Origin of the sequence: Rhizobium mesosinicum (genome assembly GCF_019511345.1) — a bacterium.
Taxonomy (GTDB): Bacteria; Pseudomonadota; Alphaproteobacteria; order Rhizobiales; family Rhizobiaceae; genus Rhizobium; species Rhizobium mesosinicum.
In genome coordinates, this window is the sequence record NZ_JAEUAK010000007.1 from 181,433 (window position 1) to 197,764 (window position 16,332).

At 60.8% G+C, this 16,332-nt stretch carries 11 protein-coding genes; 7 read left to right on the forward strand and 4 right to left on the reverse strand.

The genetic code is table 11. The features are described from left to right. The first annotated feature begins 8 nt into the window (after nucleotides 1-8). The 7 genes from JNB85_RS19430 to JNB85_RS19460 all read left to right on the forward strand — a co-directional run bounded on the left by JNB85_RS19430 (nucleotide 9) and on the right by JNB85_RS19460 (nucleotide 6,326). Nucleotides 9-908, forward strand: coding sequence for an ABC transporter permease (locus JNB85_RS19430; RefSeq protein ID WP_220335937.1), 900 nt, complete (start codon nucleotides 9-11; stop codon nucleotides 906-908). Beyond that, the gene (locus JNB85_RS19435; RefSeq protein WP_220335938.1) at nucleotides 905-1,708 is read left to right on the forward strand and encodes an ABC transporter permease; all 804 of its coding nucleotides are present in this window, start codon (nucleotides 905-907) and stop codon (nucleotides 1,706-1,708) included. Before JNB85_RS19430 ends, JNB85_RS19435 begins: the two co-directional genes overlap by 4 nt. Further along, nucleotides 1,705-2,787: an ABC transporter ATP-binding protein gene (locus JNB85_RS19440; RefSeq protein WP_220335939.1), complete on the forward strand. Its 1,083-nt coding sequence runs from the start codon at nucleotides 1,705-1,707 to the stop codon at nucleotides 2,785-2,787. The genes JNB85_RS19435 and JNB85_RS19440 overlap by 4 nt, the downstream gene beginning before the upstream one ends. Before the next feature lie 114 nt (nucleotides 2,788-2,901). Then, nucleotides 2,902-3,765: a TauD/TfdA dioxygenase family protein gene (locus JNB85_RS19445; RefSeq protein ID WP_220335940.1), complete on the forward strand. Its 864-nt coding sequence runs from the start codon at nucleotides 2,902-2,904 to the stop codon at nucleotides 3,763-3,765. Nucleotides 3,766-3,789: 24 nt separating this feature from the next. Next, entirely contained in the window at nucleotides 3,790-4,443 is a 654-nt protein-coding gene (locus JNB85_RS19450) for an RraA family protein (protein ID WP_220335941.1), read from the forward strand. Further along, nucleotides 4,440-5,327, forward strand: a complete 888-nt coding sequence (locus JNB85_RS19455; RefSeq protein ID WP_220335942.1) for a carbon-nitrogen hydrolase family protein — start codon at nucleotides 4,440-4,442, stop codon at nucleotides 5,325-5,327. Before JNB85_RS19450 ends, JNB85_RS19455 begins: the two co-directional genes overlap by 4 nt. A gap of 663 nt (nucleotides 5,328-5,990) precedes the next feature. Further along, the gene (locus JNB85_RS19460) at nucleotides 5,991-6,326 is read left to right on the forward strand and encodes a hypothetical protein (protein ID WP_222858716.1); all 336 of its coding nucleotides are present in this window, start codon (nucleotides 5,991-5,993) and stop codon (nucleotides 6,324-6,326) included. 34 nt (nucleotides 6,327-6,360) lie between these two features. Here the strand turns inward: JNB85_RS19460 and JNB85_RS19465 are convergent, their stop codons facing one another. The 4 genes from JNB85_RS19465 to JNB85_RS19480 form a co-directional block, all read right to left on the reverse strand. Beyond that, entirely contained in the window at nucleotides 6,361-7,092 is a 732-nt protein-coding gene (locus JNB85_RS19465; protein WP_220335943.1) for a Crp/Fnr family transcriptional regulator, read from the reverse strand. 239 nt (nucleotides 7,093-7,331) lie between these two features. Further along, nucleotides 7,332-9,554: a 1,4-alpha-glucan branching protein GlgB gene (gene glgB, locus JNB85_RS19470; protein ID WP_220335944.1), complete on the reverse strand. Its 2,223-nt coding sequence runs from the start codon at nucleotides 9,552-9,554 to the stop codon at nucleotides 7,332-7,334. After that, nucleotides 9,551-12,844: a maltose alpha-D-glucosyltransferase gene (gene treS, locus JNB85_RS19475; protein WP_220335945.1), complete on the reverse strand. Its 3,294-nt coding sequence runs from the start codon at nucleotides 12,842-12,844 to the stop codon at nucleotides 9,551-9,553. Before treS ends, glgB begins: the two co-directional genes overlap by 4 nt. Before the next feature lies 1 nt (nucleotide 12,845). Continuing rightward, a complete protein-coding gene (locus tag JNB85_RS19480) occupies nucleotides 12,846-16,061 on the reverse strand; it encodes an alpha-1,4-glucan--maltose-1-phosphate maltosyltransferase (protein ID WP_220336036.1) in 3,216 nt (1,071 codons plus the stop codon). Nucleotides 16,062-16,332: the final 271 nt, after the last annotated feature.

Here is a 16,332-nt window from a genome sequence, read left to right on the forward strand (position 1 = left end):
GAGTTACCATGACAGCTCTTATCGCCAGCGCCCCGGCTGCTTCCGGGCGCTTTGCCCTTCGCGTGTCGGCGCCGGTCCTCTTGGCACCGTCCTGCCTGCTTCTGACGATCTTCTTCGCCCTTCCGATGGGCGTGATGATTGGCCTGAGTTTCCTCGATGGTCGAACGCTCGTCCCGACGCTTGGAAATTACGAGCGCTTCTTCCTCGATGGACTGTCGCTGGCTGGTTTTGTCCGCACAGCAATTATGTCGGCCCTGGTCGCGGCTGCCGTTACGTTTCTCGGCTATCCCGTCGCCTATTTCCTTGCCCGTTCGCAAACGCGCTGGCGCACCGTTGTCTTTGCGCTAGCGCTCGCGCCCGAACTTGCCGGCGTGGTGCTGCGCACCTACGGTTGGCTGATCATTCTCGAGGATCGAGGCTTCATCAATGATGCGCTCATCCATTTCGGCATCGTCTCGACGCCCCTTCCCCTCTCCAAAAACCTGTTTGCAGTCGTTGTCGGACTGACGCATGTCGTGCTGCCCTTCGGCATCTTATCGTTGATGACGAGCATCCAGGGGATCGACGTCAATTTCGAACGCGCCGCCCAGATGCTCGGCGCCTCCAGAGCGTCCGTCATTCGTCACATCGTCCTTCCCCTCTCTGTGCCCGGCATCGTCAGCTCATTGCTGATCAGCTTCACCATGGCGGCCAGTGCCTACGCAACACCGGCCCTTCTCGGGGGCGCACGTTTCAAGGTGCTGGCAACGATGATCTCCGAACAGGTGCTCTTTTATATCGACTGGCCCTTCGCGAGCGTCATGGCGATCGCCCTGCTTGCCATGATGCTCGTCGCCTCACTGATCGGAATACGCTGGGAGGCACGTCTCAAGGTGCGAAAATCATCCCGGAAGGGAGAGGTAAGATGACGAAAGTGATTGCGATCAGCTTCTGGGCGGCGCTCACTCTGATACTGGCTTTCATCGCGCTGCCACTCCTCGTGGTTGTTGCGGCCTCGGTTAGCCCGACCTCGGCCGTGACATTCCGGCCATGGGAATGGACACTCGTCTGGTACGGCGGGCTTTTCGAGGAGCGATGGGTCCAGCCCTTCCTGTTGAGCGTCCAGATCGCCGTGATCGTTGCGGCGATCAGCGGTGCTCTCGGGACACTTGCCGCCTTTGCCCTTGTCCATGAGAGGATTCCAGGCTCGAGCGTCATCATGGCGGCACTCTTGTCGCCGCTTTCGGTCCCGCAGATCGTCAAGGGTGTGGCGATCGTCCTTTTCCTGTCGATCATCGGTCTGCAGAACATGCTCGGCATGCCGGCGCTGATTACTGCTCATATTGTGCTGGCCCTTCCCTTCGTGATGCGGATGGCGGCCGGCGCACTTGCGAATTTCGATGAGAACCTCGATCGCGCTGCCCAGATCCTCGGCGCCAGCAGGCGCCAAAGGATGCTGTACGTCGTGCTTCCGCTCATCAAACCGGGCGTTCTGTCCGGCGTCACCTTCGCCTTCATCATCTCGTTCAACAATATTCCGCTGTCGGTCTTCCTGGTCCGCCCTGGCGACACGACCCTGCCGATCGCCGTCATCAATCACCTCGAATATAGCCTCGACCCGGTCATGGCGGCGGTCAATGTCGCGTCGATGATCTTCGTTCTGATCGTGATCCTGGCGTTCGAAAAACTCGGCGGCTTTTCCGCGCAGCTTCATGGAGGAAGCAAGTGAGCGAATTCGACATCGAACTCCTGTCGGTTACAAAGTCCTTCGGCCAGGTCCCCGTCGTCAGGGACATCAATCTGCAGATCCCGCCCGGCGAGTTCGTCAGCATTCTTGGGCCTTCCGGCTGCGGCAAGACGACGACGCTGAACATGATTGCCGGTTTCAGCGCTCCGAGCGGGGGCGATATCCGGATCCGCGGACGCAGTCAGCTGAATGTGCCGCCCGAGAAACGCAATCTCGGGCTCGTGTTTCAGAATTACGCGCTCTTTCCTCACATGACGGTCGCCGAAAATGTCGGGTTCGGACTTCGCATGCGAGGCGCGAGGCGCACTGAGACCAATGCGGCAGCGGAGAAGGCACTTCGAAGCGTGCATCTGGATGGTTTCGGCGCACGCTATCCGAAGGAGCTGTCCGGTGGCCAGCAGCAGCGCGTCGCACTCGCCCGGGCGATAGCCCCTCGGCCCTCGCTCCTGCTTCTCGACGAGCCGCTCTCCAATCTCGATCTGAAATTGCGCGAGGCGATGCGCGCCGAACTGAAGGAGATCCATGAGACGCTCGGCATGACCTTCGTCTACGTCACACACGACCAGGAAGAAGCCATGGCCATGTCCGACCGGATCGTCATCATGGATCGTGGTGCCATCGTTCAGCAAGGCGCACCCGGCGACATCTATCGCCAACCGGCATCGCGCTTTGTGGCCGATTTCATCGGGCGGTCGAACATCCTGCCGATTTCGGGATGTTCGCGCTCGGCATCCGGCATCAAACTGTCGATCGAGGGCGGACCCACGATCCTCACGTCTGGCGGGTCGAGCGCGCCAGCCGAGATCAGCTTCTGCTCCGTAAGACCACAGAGCGTCAAGCTTGCCGGGGTGGATGAGGTTCCAGCCGGGGTGAACCGGCTTGAAGCAACCCTGCGCCGCGTGACCGACTTCGGTGCCTATGCAGAGCTTGAGGCGATCATCGCCGGCGGACACCGGTTGATCCTTCATCACCCAACCATCGCAACCGGACATGGCCTGACGTACGGTCGACCGATCACGCTCGCCATCGATCCCGCTGACGTCCGGCCTCTGGCGATGTGAACTTGACCGATCGATCGCCGCTATCAATGCGCCATGATCGCTATTGGAGTTCGGGTCTCTGGCGGACGTAGCATCACCTCGGCCCCAAAATGGGACCACAGAAGGAGAACGGAAATGCTGAAGGAAAGACTGAAGGCGGTGCAGGTCGAGAGCAATGTCTGCGCCGACATCGAGGGGTTTGATTTCAACAATTACGATGCGCGCGATATCGAGGAATTGCGTCGATACTGGCTGCAATATGGCGTCCTTCGCTTCAAGCGGACCCAGATCACCGATGCGGACCAGGTGGCCTTCTCGCGCCATTTCGGCGAGTTCGTCATCCATCCGAAACAGCTGCAGGAGGGTGGCCATCCCACCCATCCGGAAATTCTCGTCATCAGCAACACAACGAAAGACGGCAAACCAACCGGTGCCATGGGCAACAGCGAAGCGACCTGGCATACCGATACGTGGTTTTACGAAAAGCCACCGGCCGGCGCCATTCTACGGGCGATCAAGGTTCCGCCGTCAGGTGGCGACACCTACTTCCTGTCGACCTATATGGCCTATGAAACCTTGCCGGCGTCGCTGAAAAGCCTGGTCGATGGGCGCCAGATCTATTTCCAGAACGTCTACGACAAGACCGGCAAGCTGCGGCTCGGCAAGACCGAGCCTAAGAGCAAGGACTTTCGTGAGTGGGGCGGCATGGTGCACCCGCTGGTGCGCACCCATGGCGAAACCGGCCGCAAGGCGCTCTATCTCGGCGGCACCTCCGATGGCGCCTGGATCGTCGGCATGCCGCTCGACGAGAGCAATGCGTTGCTCGCCGAGCTCTGGGATCACACGACGAGGGACCAGGAAGTCTTCGTCCAACGCTGGGAGGAAGGCGACATCATGATGTGGGATAACCGGTGCACGATGCACCGGCGCGACTCCTTCGACCCCGCATCGATCCGCATCATGCACCGGACGACGACCTCCGGCGAGCGCCCGATCTGATCCCATTTCAGGAAAGACCGTGACATGACACCTTTCTACCGGGCCCATGAACGCCAGCTCAGCCTACCCCCTGATCTCATCGAGATGCTTCCGGCGGTCGAGACCGCAACGATCGGACATGTCGAACATCTGGGCTTTGTCGGCGACAATGTCCGTCCCGTCTTTCCCTGCCGGGCCTTCGGGCCGGCCTTGACCGTCGCGGCCCCAGGCCGCGACGGTGTCATCATCTACAAGGCGATCGACATGCTGGGGCCGGGCGACATGCTGGTCATTTCCCGTGTCGACCGCGACGATGTTGCGTGTGTGGGTGGCGGCGTTGCCGCCGCCGCCAAGGCGAAAGGGGCAAGCGGTATCGTCATCGACGGGCCTTGCACCGATGTTGAGGAGCTTGTCACCGTTGGCCTTCCGGTCTGGTGCCGGGGCGTGTCGTCGCGCACGACCAACCGGATCTTTTCGATCGGCGGATCGATCAATGTTCCAATCGCCTGCGGCAGCGCGGCAATCTTGCCGGGATATGCCGTCCTGGCCGACAGCGACGGCGTCTTTGCTGCCGAGGCCGAGCGCATGCACAACCTTGCGGAAATGGCGATCGCACGCCAGCAGCGCTCGGCAGCCCTACGTGCGCATTTGACTGCCGGCAAATCCATCTTCCTGTTCGAGCAAGAGGACCTTGCATGAAGATCTCGCTTATTCAGATGAATGCCAGCCCCGACCGGGCATATAATCTGGCGGAAGCCGGACGCCTGATGTTGAAGGCGGTTCAAAACGAAAGACCGGACCTCATCGTGCTGCCGGAACATTTCGACTGGACGGGAGGTACGACAGACGAAAAAAAGGCGGCCGCCGATCTCATCCCCGGAGGCAGAGCCTATAATATGGCGCAACGCTTTGCTGCCGAGCATGGTGTCGCCATCCATGCCGGAAGCATCCTCGAAAGCGTCCCGGGTCATGAAAGGATATTCAACACGACCGTTGTCTTCGACGCCAATGGGAGGCAAGTCGGGACCTATCGGAAGGTCCATCTCTTCGACATCACCGCGCCGGACGGAAAACGCTACGCCGAGTCCGAGACGGTTGCGCCAGGTAACCAGCTGCTGATTTATGAACTGAATGGATTCCGACTTGCCTGCTGCATCTGCTACGATCTGCGGTTCTCCCGCATTTTCGATCGTCTCGCCGCCGAAAAGGCCGATGTCTTCGTTCTACCGGCAGCCTTCACGCGCCAAACCGGTAAATATCATTGGGAGGTTCTGTGCCGGGCGCGGGCTATCGAGTTCCAGACGTTCGTCGTCGCCTGTGGCCAATGCGGTTCCTACACGACGCCGGCCGGTGAGGAGCGGCAAATGTTCGGGAATTCGATGATCTGCGACCCCTGGGGACAAATCCTCGTAAGGGCGAACGACAAGCCGGGTGTCGTCAGCGCCAGAATTGACCGTGACAGGCTGAGGCAGGTTCGAACGTGGATTCCAATGGAAGCACACCGGGTAGATGTTACGGCCATGCCGCTCGCCACTGCCAAAGCTGCCACGCCCAATCGCCGCGTGACAGACATGACCTTTTGATGGGATCAAGAGGCGGACTCAGAACAGAGGCTTCATCGCCGTCGGACCCTCTTTCGGCCGTCGTCATCGGATCGACTTCGGTTGCGAACGGAAAACCATGCCGCCCGTTATTCCACGCGCTGCAATACACGAACGTGTCGTTCTGACCGGACGGCATATGCGGCTATGATGCTCAGCCGTGATGCCACGCACGGCGGGAACCGCCGGGGTTTACCGACGTTGCTCATCAGACAAGGAGCTGATGACATGCTTGCATTTGGCAGGAGCCTCGGGGGTCTCCGGGAAAGCGAAGGGCGATCGGGGCTTGCCGGAGCGTTGACGCCCGGAGTTCTTCCATTCTGGAATATGAGGAAGAAAACGATGCGGAAAGAACGGGCGCTAGGCGCGAAAGAAACGAGCGCGCCCGGTTGGGCGTCACCAGCTCAGCGCATCGGCCGGAACGCGTTGACTCCCCCGGACTAAACGGGTCGCAACTGAGCAGGTCGGCGGTGCGTCCGTTCCGCCTTTGCTGACGAGGGGGTTCTATGCGCGCGGTAGCTCAGTGGAGCACATGCTCCGAGCCGGATCTCCTCGTTCCTCTCACTCCCCTACGATCCCGTGGCGCTGGTCGGGAACCAAACGTAGGTCTGGAAGTTCCAATCCCAGTATTAGTGGAGGTAGAGAATGAACACCGTGCTCAAAGCATTCTTGTTCACGTTGGTCACCGGCGCGGCCGCCATGCCATCCGTTGCTCATGCCCAGGTCGAGCTGCGTTTGGGGCCCGGCGGCGTCGAAATGCGAAATCCCGATCGAGACCGGTACGCAGATCCGGACGATGATTACGGCCCGCGGCGCCGGTGCGACCCGCGGGACGCCCTGGACAATGCGCGCGATGCCGGTCTTCGCCGACCGCGAATCATCGGGGAGACGCGCCGCAGCATCACCGTGGAGGGTTTTACACGCAGCGGCAGACTGGAACGCATACGCTTTGCCAATGTCAGGGGCTGCCCGGAAACCTAATTGGTTCGAGTGCCGCCGATGATGCGTTGACCGCTCATGACGGTTCGTGACCGCTCGCGCGGCTCCCGATAAGCCGTTCGAATTCCTGTTCGGGAACCCCATAGGATCCGGCAGCAAACGCCTCGAGACCGGCGCGATTGAGGATGACGACGGAGCCGCGGAGCGAACGAATCAAACGATGCCCTTCCAGGACATGGAGAGCGTTCGTCACGCCGGGGCGCCGGGCCCCGAGCATCAGCGCGATATATTCATGGGTGATGGCCATCTCATCGCTGCGAAGGCGATCGTGGCACATCAGAACCCAACGCGCGAGCCGCTGTTCGAGGAGATAGCGAATATTGGCAAGCGCGGTGAAGGCGACCTGCGTGGCAAAGACATGCATGTATTTGACGAGCGGGACCTGAAAGGTAGAGCTCTTCATCGTCGCTTGCCGCATCGCCTCGATCGGCACCCGATATCCCGAGCCGGCCATGTTCATTTCGACAAGATAGGGAACGACGTCGTCGCCGATGATCGTGGCGGTTGGCACGAAACCTTCCCAGCCGAACATGCCTGCCTCCGCGGTCTGGCCTGTGGAAGAGACCGTCATGACCGCTCCGACCCCGCTTTCGGGAAAATAGACGTAGTCGAGTTTTTCGCGCGGTTTGGCGATCTGGAACTGTGCGGGAAGATCGACGCGGTCGAGATACTGAGCAAGCAGCCCAAAATCAGATGGCTCGAGCGCAGTCAGCATGCGGTTTGATATTTGTGCCTGGCTCGGCGGCATCCCCGTCTCCTGAGTGGCTGTAGCGCGAGCGGCAACTGCAGCTCGGCTTTGACACAGTATCGAGTGAACTTTCGTCTACGCTTCTGGTTCCGCAGCAGCAGCATTCGCCACGCGGCGGCATCAGGGTTCGGGCCACGCCAGCTTTTGTGTGTTAAGCCGATCGCTCTGCGCCATCAAAGGGATTGTCGGATTTTCAAGCGCCGAAGAGGAAGCGCACCGTGCCTCGATCGAGCTAGGGCTCATGCGGACAAACTATCCTCATGCACGAAAATCATGGTCGACAGCGGCGGAAGGTCGATGAGAAGTGATTGGCTGCGGCCATGGGCACCGATACTCTCGCTCCCGCGATCTCCACCGGTCGCGCCGTTGCCCCCATAGACGCGTGCATCGGTGTTGAGGATCTGCCGCCAGTGGCCCGGCATGGGAACGCCCACCCGGTAATCGTGACGCGGAATCGGGGTGAAGTTCGAAATGACGAGAGCGACCGATCGGCGTTCGCGGTCATAGCGAAGCATGGCGAGCACGGAATTTTCCGCATCGTCGGCGATTGCCCATTCAAACCCAGACGGCTCGCTGTCGCCATAGTGCAAGCAGGCAAAATGGCGGTAGATGCGGTTGAGATCGCGCACCAGTCGCTGCAGTCCGGAATGAAAGGGATCGTCAAGAAGATCCCACTCCACCGAACCGTCATGGTTCCATTCCGTCGTCTGGCCAATCTCAGAGCCCATGAAGATGAGCTTCTTGCCGGGATGGCCCCACATGAAGCCAAAAAGGGCTCGCAGATTGGCTATCTTCTGCCAGACGTCTCCCGGCATCTTGGCAAATATTGATCCCTTCCCGTGCACCACCTCGTCATGGGAGAACGGAAGAATGAAGCGCTCGCTGTAAGCATAGATCATCCCGAAGGTCATCGAGCCGTGGTGATATTTGCGGTAGACAGGATCGTCCGACATGTAATGCAGCGTGTCGTGCATCCACCCCATATTCCACTTCATGTCGAACCCGAGCCCCCCTTCCTGCGGTGATCTCGTAACGTTCGGAAAAGCGGTCGATTCCTCGGCGATCATTAGCGCATGGGGAAAACGTTCATGAACGATGCTGTTGAGGTGCTTGAAGAACTCAATGGCCTCGAGGTTTTCGCGGCCGCCGTAACGGTTCGGAATCCATTCGCCCGCCGCCCGACTGTAGTCGCGGTAAAGCATGGATGCGACCGCATCGACGCGCAATCCGTCGATATGGTAATGTTCGAGCCACTCAAGGGCGCTGGCGATCAGGAAGCCTTTGACCTCGTTGCGACCGAGATTGTAGATCAGCGTATTCCAATCCTGGTGAAAGCCCTCGCGGGGATCTTCGTGCTCATAGAGCGCTGTTCCATCAAAACGCGCCAGACCCCAGACATCCGTCGGGAAATGCGCCGGCACCCAGTCGAGGATGACGCCGATCCCGGCGCCATGGCAGCGGTCGACAAAGTAGGCAAAATCCTCAGGCGTCCCATAGCGGCCGGTTGGCGCAAACAGGCCCAGCGGCTGGTAGCCCCAGGACCCCCCGAAGGGATGCTCCATGATCGGGAGCAACTCGATATGGGTGAAGCCCATGTCGCGAACATAGGGTATGAGACGCTGTGATAACTCCACCCAGTCGAGCATGCGCGCGCCCTCGCTCATGTCGCGCAGCCACGAACCGGCGTGAACCTCATAGATGCTGATCGCCTCTGCCTGCTTGTCGGCGCTGCGGCGGGTGTTCAACCAGGCTGAATCGGTCCAGGCGAAGGGATCGGTGGAGGCCACCACCGATGCCGTCGATGGCGCCGGCTCCGCCGCCCGGGCGACCGGATCGGCCTTCTGGGCCAGCAGGTTGCCGTACTGATCAAGGATCTCGAACTTGTAGCGCTCGCCGACGCTCACCTGTGGGATGAAGATTTCCCAGACACCCGCCTGAGGCCGAAGCCGCATAGGATGGCGCCGGCCATCCCAGCTGTTGAAGTCGCCGACCACCGACACGCGCCGTGCGTTTGGCGCCCAGACTGCAAAGCGCACGCCGGCAACGTCATCGATCGTCATCGGATTGGCCCCGAGCGCGCGCGTCAAATTGTAATGAGTGCCTTCGGCGACGAGGTGCAGGTCGAGGTCGCCGAGCAATGGGCCGAAGCTGTAGGGATCATCGGTGATCTGGATCGCGTCAGGCCAGTGTATCCGCAAACGGTAGGAGGCCAGTTCGGGCAGCACGGCGCCGAAGAGGCCCGCCGCATGGACGAGATCCGCCGTTGCGAGAAGCCTGTCACTGTCGCGGGCGATCAAATCCACTCCAGAGGCCCCAGGTAAGAATACCCGGACGCTAAAGCGACCATCGCCGCATCGATGGGGACCGAGAACGGAAAATGGGTCGCCATGGCGTCCTTCGGTGAGGGCCTGGATGGCATCCGCCTTTACACCGAAGAAGATGTCGGCGAGGTCTGTCGTCATGAGCGTCTCCCCGAGAGGCGGGTCAGGATGTTGGTAAAGCCATTCAGCGGTATCGGTAGCCACTTCGGGCGATTGCGTGCTTCATAGGCGATTTCGTAAGCAGCCTTTTCCAAGAGGAAGACGTCGAGGATGCGCCTGACGTCAGCTTCCGAATTGGGCAGGTCCGCAGAGGCCGAGAGCGCCTTCGCATAGGCCTGCAAGAAGACCTGTTCAGATGTGGCGCTAAAGCGGGAAATGACCTCGCGCCGGCGCGCGTCATGATGGTCGGAGATCGCATCGTTTTCGAGTTTCGCGGTCGCCGACAGGTAGTCGAGCGAGCGCAAAAGCCCGGCGACGTCCCGCAGAGGACTTGTCTTTGCCCTGCGTTCGGCAAGATTGCGGGCCGGTTCCCCCTCGAAATCGATGATGACGGCGTCGCCTTCCGTCACCAGGACCTGGCCAAGATGGAAATCGCCATGGGCGCGCGTGAGCAGTGTTCCTTTGGCTCCGTCGGCCAGCGCTCCGGCAATTTCGGTAATGGCGTCCTGTCGCTGCAGGAGCGATGCGGCCCGGTCTCCCGTTTCATCGTCGATCTCTGCACCGAGATCAGTGAGCTTGGAGAAGGCGTAAGCAATTTCGCCGGTGACGGACTTGCGGATGGTTTCGACGTCGTCCTCGTCGGCCCGGCGCGGCGAAAAGGCTTGATCATCCGTCGGCCGGGACAGGAGCGCATGCAGTTCGCCTAGCCTCTCTCCGATCATTGCGACGAAATTGACGAGCGGTCGCAATTGCTCGTCGGCGTTTTCGACGGCGGCTTCCGTCATGACGATCTCGTCGGCCACACGTCTGAGGTTGGCAAGCATCCAGTTCCAAGCGTCGCCCTGGTTGCGGATTGCGCCCTGGGCGATGATCAGCGTCGAGCGCCGCCCTTCGCTGTCGGTGCGAACGACTTCGCCCAGTAACGGAGCGGTATGTTCGTAGCCGTGCTCCGTCAGATAGCGGGTCATCTCGACCTCGGGATGAATGCCGACGAAGACATGTCGGATCAGCTTGATCATCGCCGCGTCGCCGACAATCAGTGAGCTGTTGGATTGCTCCGCCGACAGCCAATGGATCGGAATATCGTCAGAGAGCGCCAGGCGGTCGAGCTGGTCGGTGCCGATGAACTCGATCTGCCCCGTGCGCCCGCTGACGACCGACCGGTCGCGCAGGCCTCGCAGGATGCCGCGCGCCATCGTCTCGACAGCGAATCCGTCCGTCAGGAAGCCGACACGGCGACCCTGCCGGATGCGAGCGAGCGAGAGCTGCTGGCCGAGCACGTTGGGCGGTGTATCGTCCCATTCGGCCGCAAGCGGCAACTGATAGCTCTCAACATGATCGGGCAGCACGGCCTCAAGCTCGCCGAGAACCACACCATCGGCAAAGGGAATAGGCGTGGCGGACACGAGCCGAGCCTCCTGAAGCGCCTGGTCCTTGGCGCCAAACCAGCGCCGTTTGGACAGGTAGGCCGGCAGGATGTCGCGGCTCAGCATTGCTGCGTGTTGGGGTTGCTCGACAAGTTCAGTCAGGCTGCGCCGGATGACGACCGTGAGGAAGTCGGCCAGCTGCTCGGGCGGCGCCGTGCGCCAAGCTGGGCCGTCCGCCTCGCTGTTGAGCTCGAACCAGAAGAAGCCGTAGGGTGGGAGCGTTAAAAGATAGGTGAGCTGCCCGATCGGTGGAAAGGGCGACATGCCGGTAAGCTCTATCGGGATGCGGCCTTCGAAGGCCGACAGATCGAGTTCGACGGCCTGCGGAAGGCGCGATAGATTGGCGACGCAGAGGATGACCTCGTCTCCATATTCGCGCAGATAGGCGAGGATCCGACGGTTACTCGGCGTCAGGAACCGCAAGGACCCGCGTCCGAAGGCGCTGTGACGGCGCCGCAGCGCCAACATTCGCCGCGTCCAGTTCAAGAGTGAATGGGCGTCGGCGACCTGTGCCTCGACGTTCAGCGCCTCGAAGCCGTAAAGAGGATCTGCGACGGGCGGCAGGACGAGGCGGGCGGGATCTGCCCGCGAAAAGCCGCCGTTGCGGTCGGGCGACCATTGCATCGGCGTGCGCACGCCATCCCTATCGCCGAGATAGATATTGTCGCCCATGCCGATCTCGTCCCCATAATAGACGACGGGTGTTCCGGGCATCGACAACAAAAGCGCGTTCATCAATTCTATCCGCCGCCGGTCTCGCTCCATGAGCGGTGCCAGCCGGCGACGGATACCAAGATTGATGCGGGCCCGCTTGTCGGACGCGTAGGTCTCCCAGAGATAGTCGCGCTCGGCATCCGTCACCATTTCCAGCGTCAGCTCGTCATGGTTCCTCAGGAAGATCGCCCATTGACAGGTGTCCGGAATATCCGGCGTCTGTCGCATGATATCGGTGATCGGGAAGCGGTCCTCCTTGGCGATCGCCATGTACATGCGCGGCATCAACGGGAAGTGGAAGGCCATGTGGCACTCGTCCCCGTCACCGAAATATTCCCGCGTATCTTCCGGCCATTGATTGGCTTCGGCCAAGAGCATGACGCCCGGATGAGTGGCATCGAGGGCTGCGCGGATCTGCTTGAGGACTGCATGCGTTTCCGGCAAGTTCTCGTTATTGGTGCCCTCACGCTCGACCAGATAGGGAATTGCATCAAGCCGGAAACCGTCAATGCCGGTTTCGAGCCAAAAGCGCATGATGTCGATGAGCTCTTCCATCACCTTCGGATTATCGAAGTTGAGGTCTGGTTGATGGGAATAGAAGCGATGCCAGTAATAGGCGCCGGCGACGGGATCGAACGTCCAGTTCGATTTTTCCGTGTCGAGGAAGATGATACGGGTCTCTGGGAATTTGTGGTCATTGTCCGACCACACATAGAAATCACGCTCGGCGCTACCAGCCGGCGCTTGGCGGGCGCGCTGGAACCAGGGATGCTGATCGGAGGTGTGATTGATGACGAGTTCGATGATCACCCTGATATGGCGCTCGTGGGCGGCTGCGACGAACCGGCGAAAGTCGTCGAGCGTACCATAGTCGGCACTGACATTGCGGTAGTCGGCAATGTCGTAGCCGTCGTCGCGGCGCGGCGAGGGGAAGAAGGGAAGAAGCCAGATGGCATTGACGCCGAGAGCCGCGATATGGTCGAGCTTTTGGTAGAGGCCCTCGAAATCGCCGATACCGTCGCCGTTCGCGTCGTAAAAGGACTTGATGTGTAGTTGATAGATGATCGCATCCTTGTACCAGAGCGTATCGACGGTTATCGGCTTGCTGTCTTCTATGAAGGCTGTGTCCATCTCAGGCTTCTCCTACCCTGACCCGCCAGATGGCGAAGGGCAAATGGGCCGGGTCCAGCCTGATCGTTTGCCACTTTCCGGTGCGCTTGAAATTCTGGCCGCTGACAAGATCTTCGAGTGCCAGCGCGCTCGTATCGGCGAGGCCGAACTTCCAGAGGGGAAACTCGACACCGCTCTCCTCGATCCCGTGCGGGTTGAGAGTGACGGCGATCAGCAGCACGTTATGACGGTCGGCATCTGCCTTCTCGAAAAACATGACGTTGCTGTTCGATGAGGGCAAAAGCGTCAGGCCGAGATGCGAATGGAGTGCCGGATTGTCCCTGCGGATGCGGTTGAGCATCGCGATCTCCGCCTTGATGTTGCCGGGGCGGTCGTAATCCCAGGCGCGGATCTCGTATTTTTCGCTGTCGGCATATTCCTTGCGCTTGGCGTCGGGGCGTCCCTCGCAAAGCTCGAACCCGTTATAGACGCCCCAAAGCCCCGACAGCGTGGCGGCGAGCGCGGCACGGATGACAAAAGCAGGCCGCGGCGCGTTTTGCAGGAAGTCGGGGTTTATGTCGTGGGTATTGACGAAGAAATGCGGCCGGAAGAATTCGCGTACCTCGCTTGCGGTAAGCTCGCTCATATATTGCTCGAGCTCCCACCTTTCGTTGCGCCAGGTGAAATACGTATAGGATTGCGAGAAGCCGATCTTGGCCAGCCGGTACATGACCTTGGGACGGGTGAAGGCTTCCGACAGAAAAATGACGTCGGGGTGGCGCGCGCGAATGTCGCCGATCAGCCATTCCCAAAACGGAAAAGGCTTTGTGTGCGGATTGTCGACGCGAAACAGCCTGACGCCTTCGTCGACCCACATCTCGACGATATCGCGCAGTTCCACCCACAGGTCCGGAATGGCATCCTTGGCGTAGAAATCGACGTTGACGATATCCTCGTATTTCTTCGGAGGGTTTTCGGCATAACGGATGGTGCCGTCCGGACGCCAATCGAACCAGCCGGGATGTTCGCGCAGCCACGGATGGTCGGGCGAGGCCTGGATCGCGAGATCGAGGGCGATCTCCAGCCCGACCTTTCTCGCCTCATCGACCAAGCGTTCGAAGTCATCGAATTCCCCGAGCTCGGGGTGAATGGCCTCGTGACCACCGGCTTCCGAGCCAATGGCGTAGGGACTGCCCGGATCGTTGGGTGCGGCGGCCAGAGAATTGTTGCGACCCTTGCGGTTGGTGCGGCCGATCGGGTGGATCGGCGGAAAATAAAGAACGTCGAAACCCATGTCGCGAATGGCCGGCAGACGGGGGATTACGTCGTCGAATGTGCCGTGACGGTTCGGGTCGCCGCTCTGGGAACGCGGAAAGATCTGGTACCAGCTTGAAAATCCGGCCTCACGCCGCTCCGATTCAACGCCGTAGACACTTGTGCGGCAGGCAAAGGGGCGCTGGTCGGCGCGCGCCATGAGCTCGGCGGTATGCGGTGCCAGCAGGATGTCAAGTTTCGTGGCGCCCTCCCGGCGCTCGAGTTCGCGGAGAAGCGCTTCAAGCTCGCTCCGCTCCGCGGCCGCCATCGCCGCAGCCGGATCGGCCGCCGCCCCGCGTATCAATTCTTCCCCTTCGATGATTTCCAGACTGAGGTCGAGGCGGGCTTCGTGTTTCTTGACGAGCTCGTAGCGGAAAATCGCAAACGGGTTCTTCCAAGCTTCCACGCAGAACTCGAACCGGCCGACACGATCGAGAACGAAACTGCCTTTCCACCGATCGTTTTCGAAAAGGCTCATGCGCGCTTCGCGCCACACTTCCTGTCCGCGCGGGCGGAAGAGAAGCGCTGCCGACAGAAGATCGTGCCCGTCGGCGAAGATATCGGCCTCGACGACGACCGTCTCGCCGACGATGCGCTTGATCGGAAAGCGACCGTCGTCGACCGCCGGCGCGACTTTTTCGATAGCGATGCGCGGCGAGGACGTCGCCTGGTCGAGCGGCAGGTCACCCCGCTCGGCGGTAATGGCGGCGCGCGCCTGGGTTTTGATCAAACGCGTCTCGCCAGGCTTTAGGCGCAGGTAAGATGTCGCTGCATCCACGGGCACGAAGGGTGCTACGGCCCGATTGAGAATGGTGTCGGGAAGGAGGGCGGAACGACGCAGGTCCCGATTGACTGCAAGCAGCTGTACGGAGCGGGCGCTCCTGATATCAGCCACGTCGGCTTGCGAGATGACAGTCACCTGGTTCGCGATTTCGCAATTGACCAGCTGTTTTGCCGTATTGCCGCGGGCTGCCAGCAGATCGCGCAACTCGCGGGTCAGATCGAAGATGCCTTCGGCTCTCAGCCTGCGCAGGCCTTCGCCATGCCCTTGTGTCGGGTCGAGCGGCAGCACCGCTCCGAATTCGAAACCCATCGGCACAAGAAGACCGTCGCCGATCTCCACCGCCAGGCGCAGGGCCCGCCGCGACCGCCGCTCACGGATCTCTCTGCTCTCCGTGCCATGCGCAAGGCGCTTGCCGAAAGGGGGTTCCGGAAAGGCTATCTGCGGTCCGAGCGGGCGCTGCAGCCGATATTCTTCAAGGATCCAGCTTTCCCGCAGGTCCCACCAGGCAAGCGAGGTGAATGTGGCGTCGAGCCCGCAATCGCGCAGACTGGTTCTAAGGGCAAAGTCGGTACCGGGGGTATAGGCAAGAAAAGCCGTTGACGGGTTTGCGGTCCGGGCGGCGGCGATCAGTTGCTGCCATTCGGAGATCTCCAGGAGATCTAGGCCGACAAGCCGGTAGCCAGCAATTCCGGCAGCGGCGAGGCGGGACAGCCTCTTCTGCCACGCATCTATCAGCCCGGGCGAGGCCGACGAGGCCGGGGCACGGAACGGCGTGAGCGGCGATCGTCGCGGGTCGAGAGACAGCCGCGCCTGATCGCTCCATTCGGCGACTGCGCTGACCGCGAGGTCCAGCGTCAAGTTGATCCCGCGAGCGTCGGCCTCGCCTGCCAGCATTGCAAGCGCCTCCTCGGCATTCCCGGAAAGGCTGAGGGCTGGATCGAGGCTGGCATATTCGTGTGGCGAGAAGAGGCTTTCACCTGTTCTTTGGAAAGGCGGGGCCGACAGCACGGTATCGAAGCCAAGAAAGGCTGCATGGTCGAAGATCTCGAGCCAGCGGTCTCTGCCCGACAGCAGAAGCGGGTTGACATAGTAGATCCGCGCAGAGTGAGGGAAAGCGGTCGAAGAGATTGCAGTTGTCATCACTCGGTCTGTCTCCGCGTGTCCAGTCGCATGAACAGTCTTTGAAGATTGCCGAGGTGAACCTGCGGGCGCTTTACTTGTTCCCACTCGAGGCGACGGAAGGTGCATGCGAAGGGACAAACCCAGCCTGCCGGGTGCCTCGCCTTATCAAATCTACGAGGCGTGGCTGCGCGCCTGCGACAGATTCCGTCCGCTGACAGATGCGGTTGAGGAAACCGGAGACGACTTTTCCAGGACCATCGCTGGGTCAGGATCGGCAGACAAGGCTGCT

Excerpts from the sequence above, each read along its gene's own strand:
- JNB85_RS19480 (WP_220336036.1), bottom strand. The coding sequence starts at position 16,061 with ATGACAACTGCAATCTCTTCGACCGCTTTCCCTCACTCTGCGCGGATC.
- JNB85_RS19435 (WP_220335938.1), top strand. The coding sequence starts at position 905 with ATGACGAAAGTGATTGCGATCAGCTTCTGGGCGGCGCTCACTCTGATA.
- treS (WP_220335945.1), bottom strand. The coding sequence starts at position 12,844 with ATGGACACAGCCTTCATAGAAGACAGCAAGCCGATAACCGTCGATACG.
- JNB85_RS19450 (WP_220335941.1), top strand. The coding sequence starts at position 3,790 with ATGACACCTTTCTACCGGGCCCATGAACGCCAGCTCAGCCTACCCCCT.
- glgB (WP_220335944.1), bottom strand. The coding sequence starts at position 9,554 with ATGACGACAGACCTCGCCGACATCTTCTTCGGTGTAAAGGCGGATGCC.
- JNB85_RS19460 (WP_222858716.1), top strand. The coding sequence starts at position 5,991 with ATGAACACCGTGCTCAAAGCATTCTTGTTCACGTTGGTCACCGGCGCG.
- JNB85_RS19445 (WP_220335940.1), top strand. The coding sequence starts at position 2,902 with ATGCTGAAGGAAAGACTGAAGGCGGTGCAGGTCGAGAGCAATGTCTGC.
- JNB85_RS19465 (WP_220335943.1), bottom strand. The coding sequence starts at position 7,092 with ATGCCGCCGAGCCAGGCACAAATATCAAACCGCATGCTGACTGCGCTC.
- JNB85_RS19430 (WP_220335937.1), top strand. The coding sequence starts at position 9 with ATGACAGCTCTTATCGCCAGCGCCCCGGCTGCTTCCGGGCGCTTTGCC.
- JNB85_RS19455 (WP_220335942.1), top strand. The coding sequence starts at position 4,440 with ATGAAGATCTCGCTTATTCAGATGAATGCCAGCCCCGACCGGGCATAT.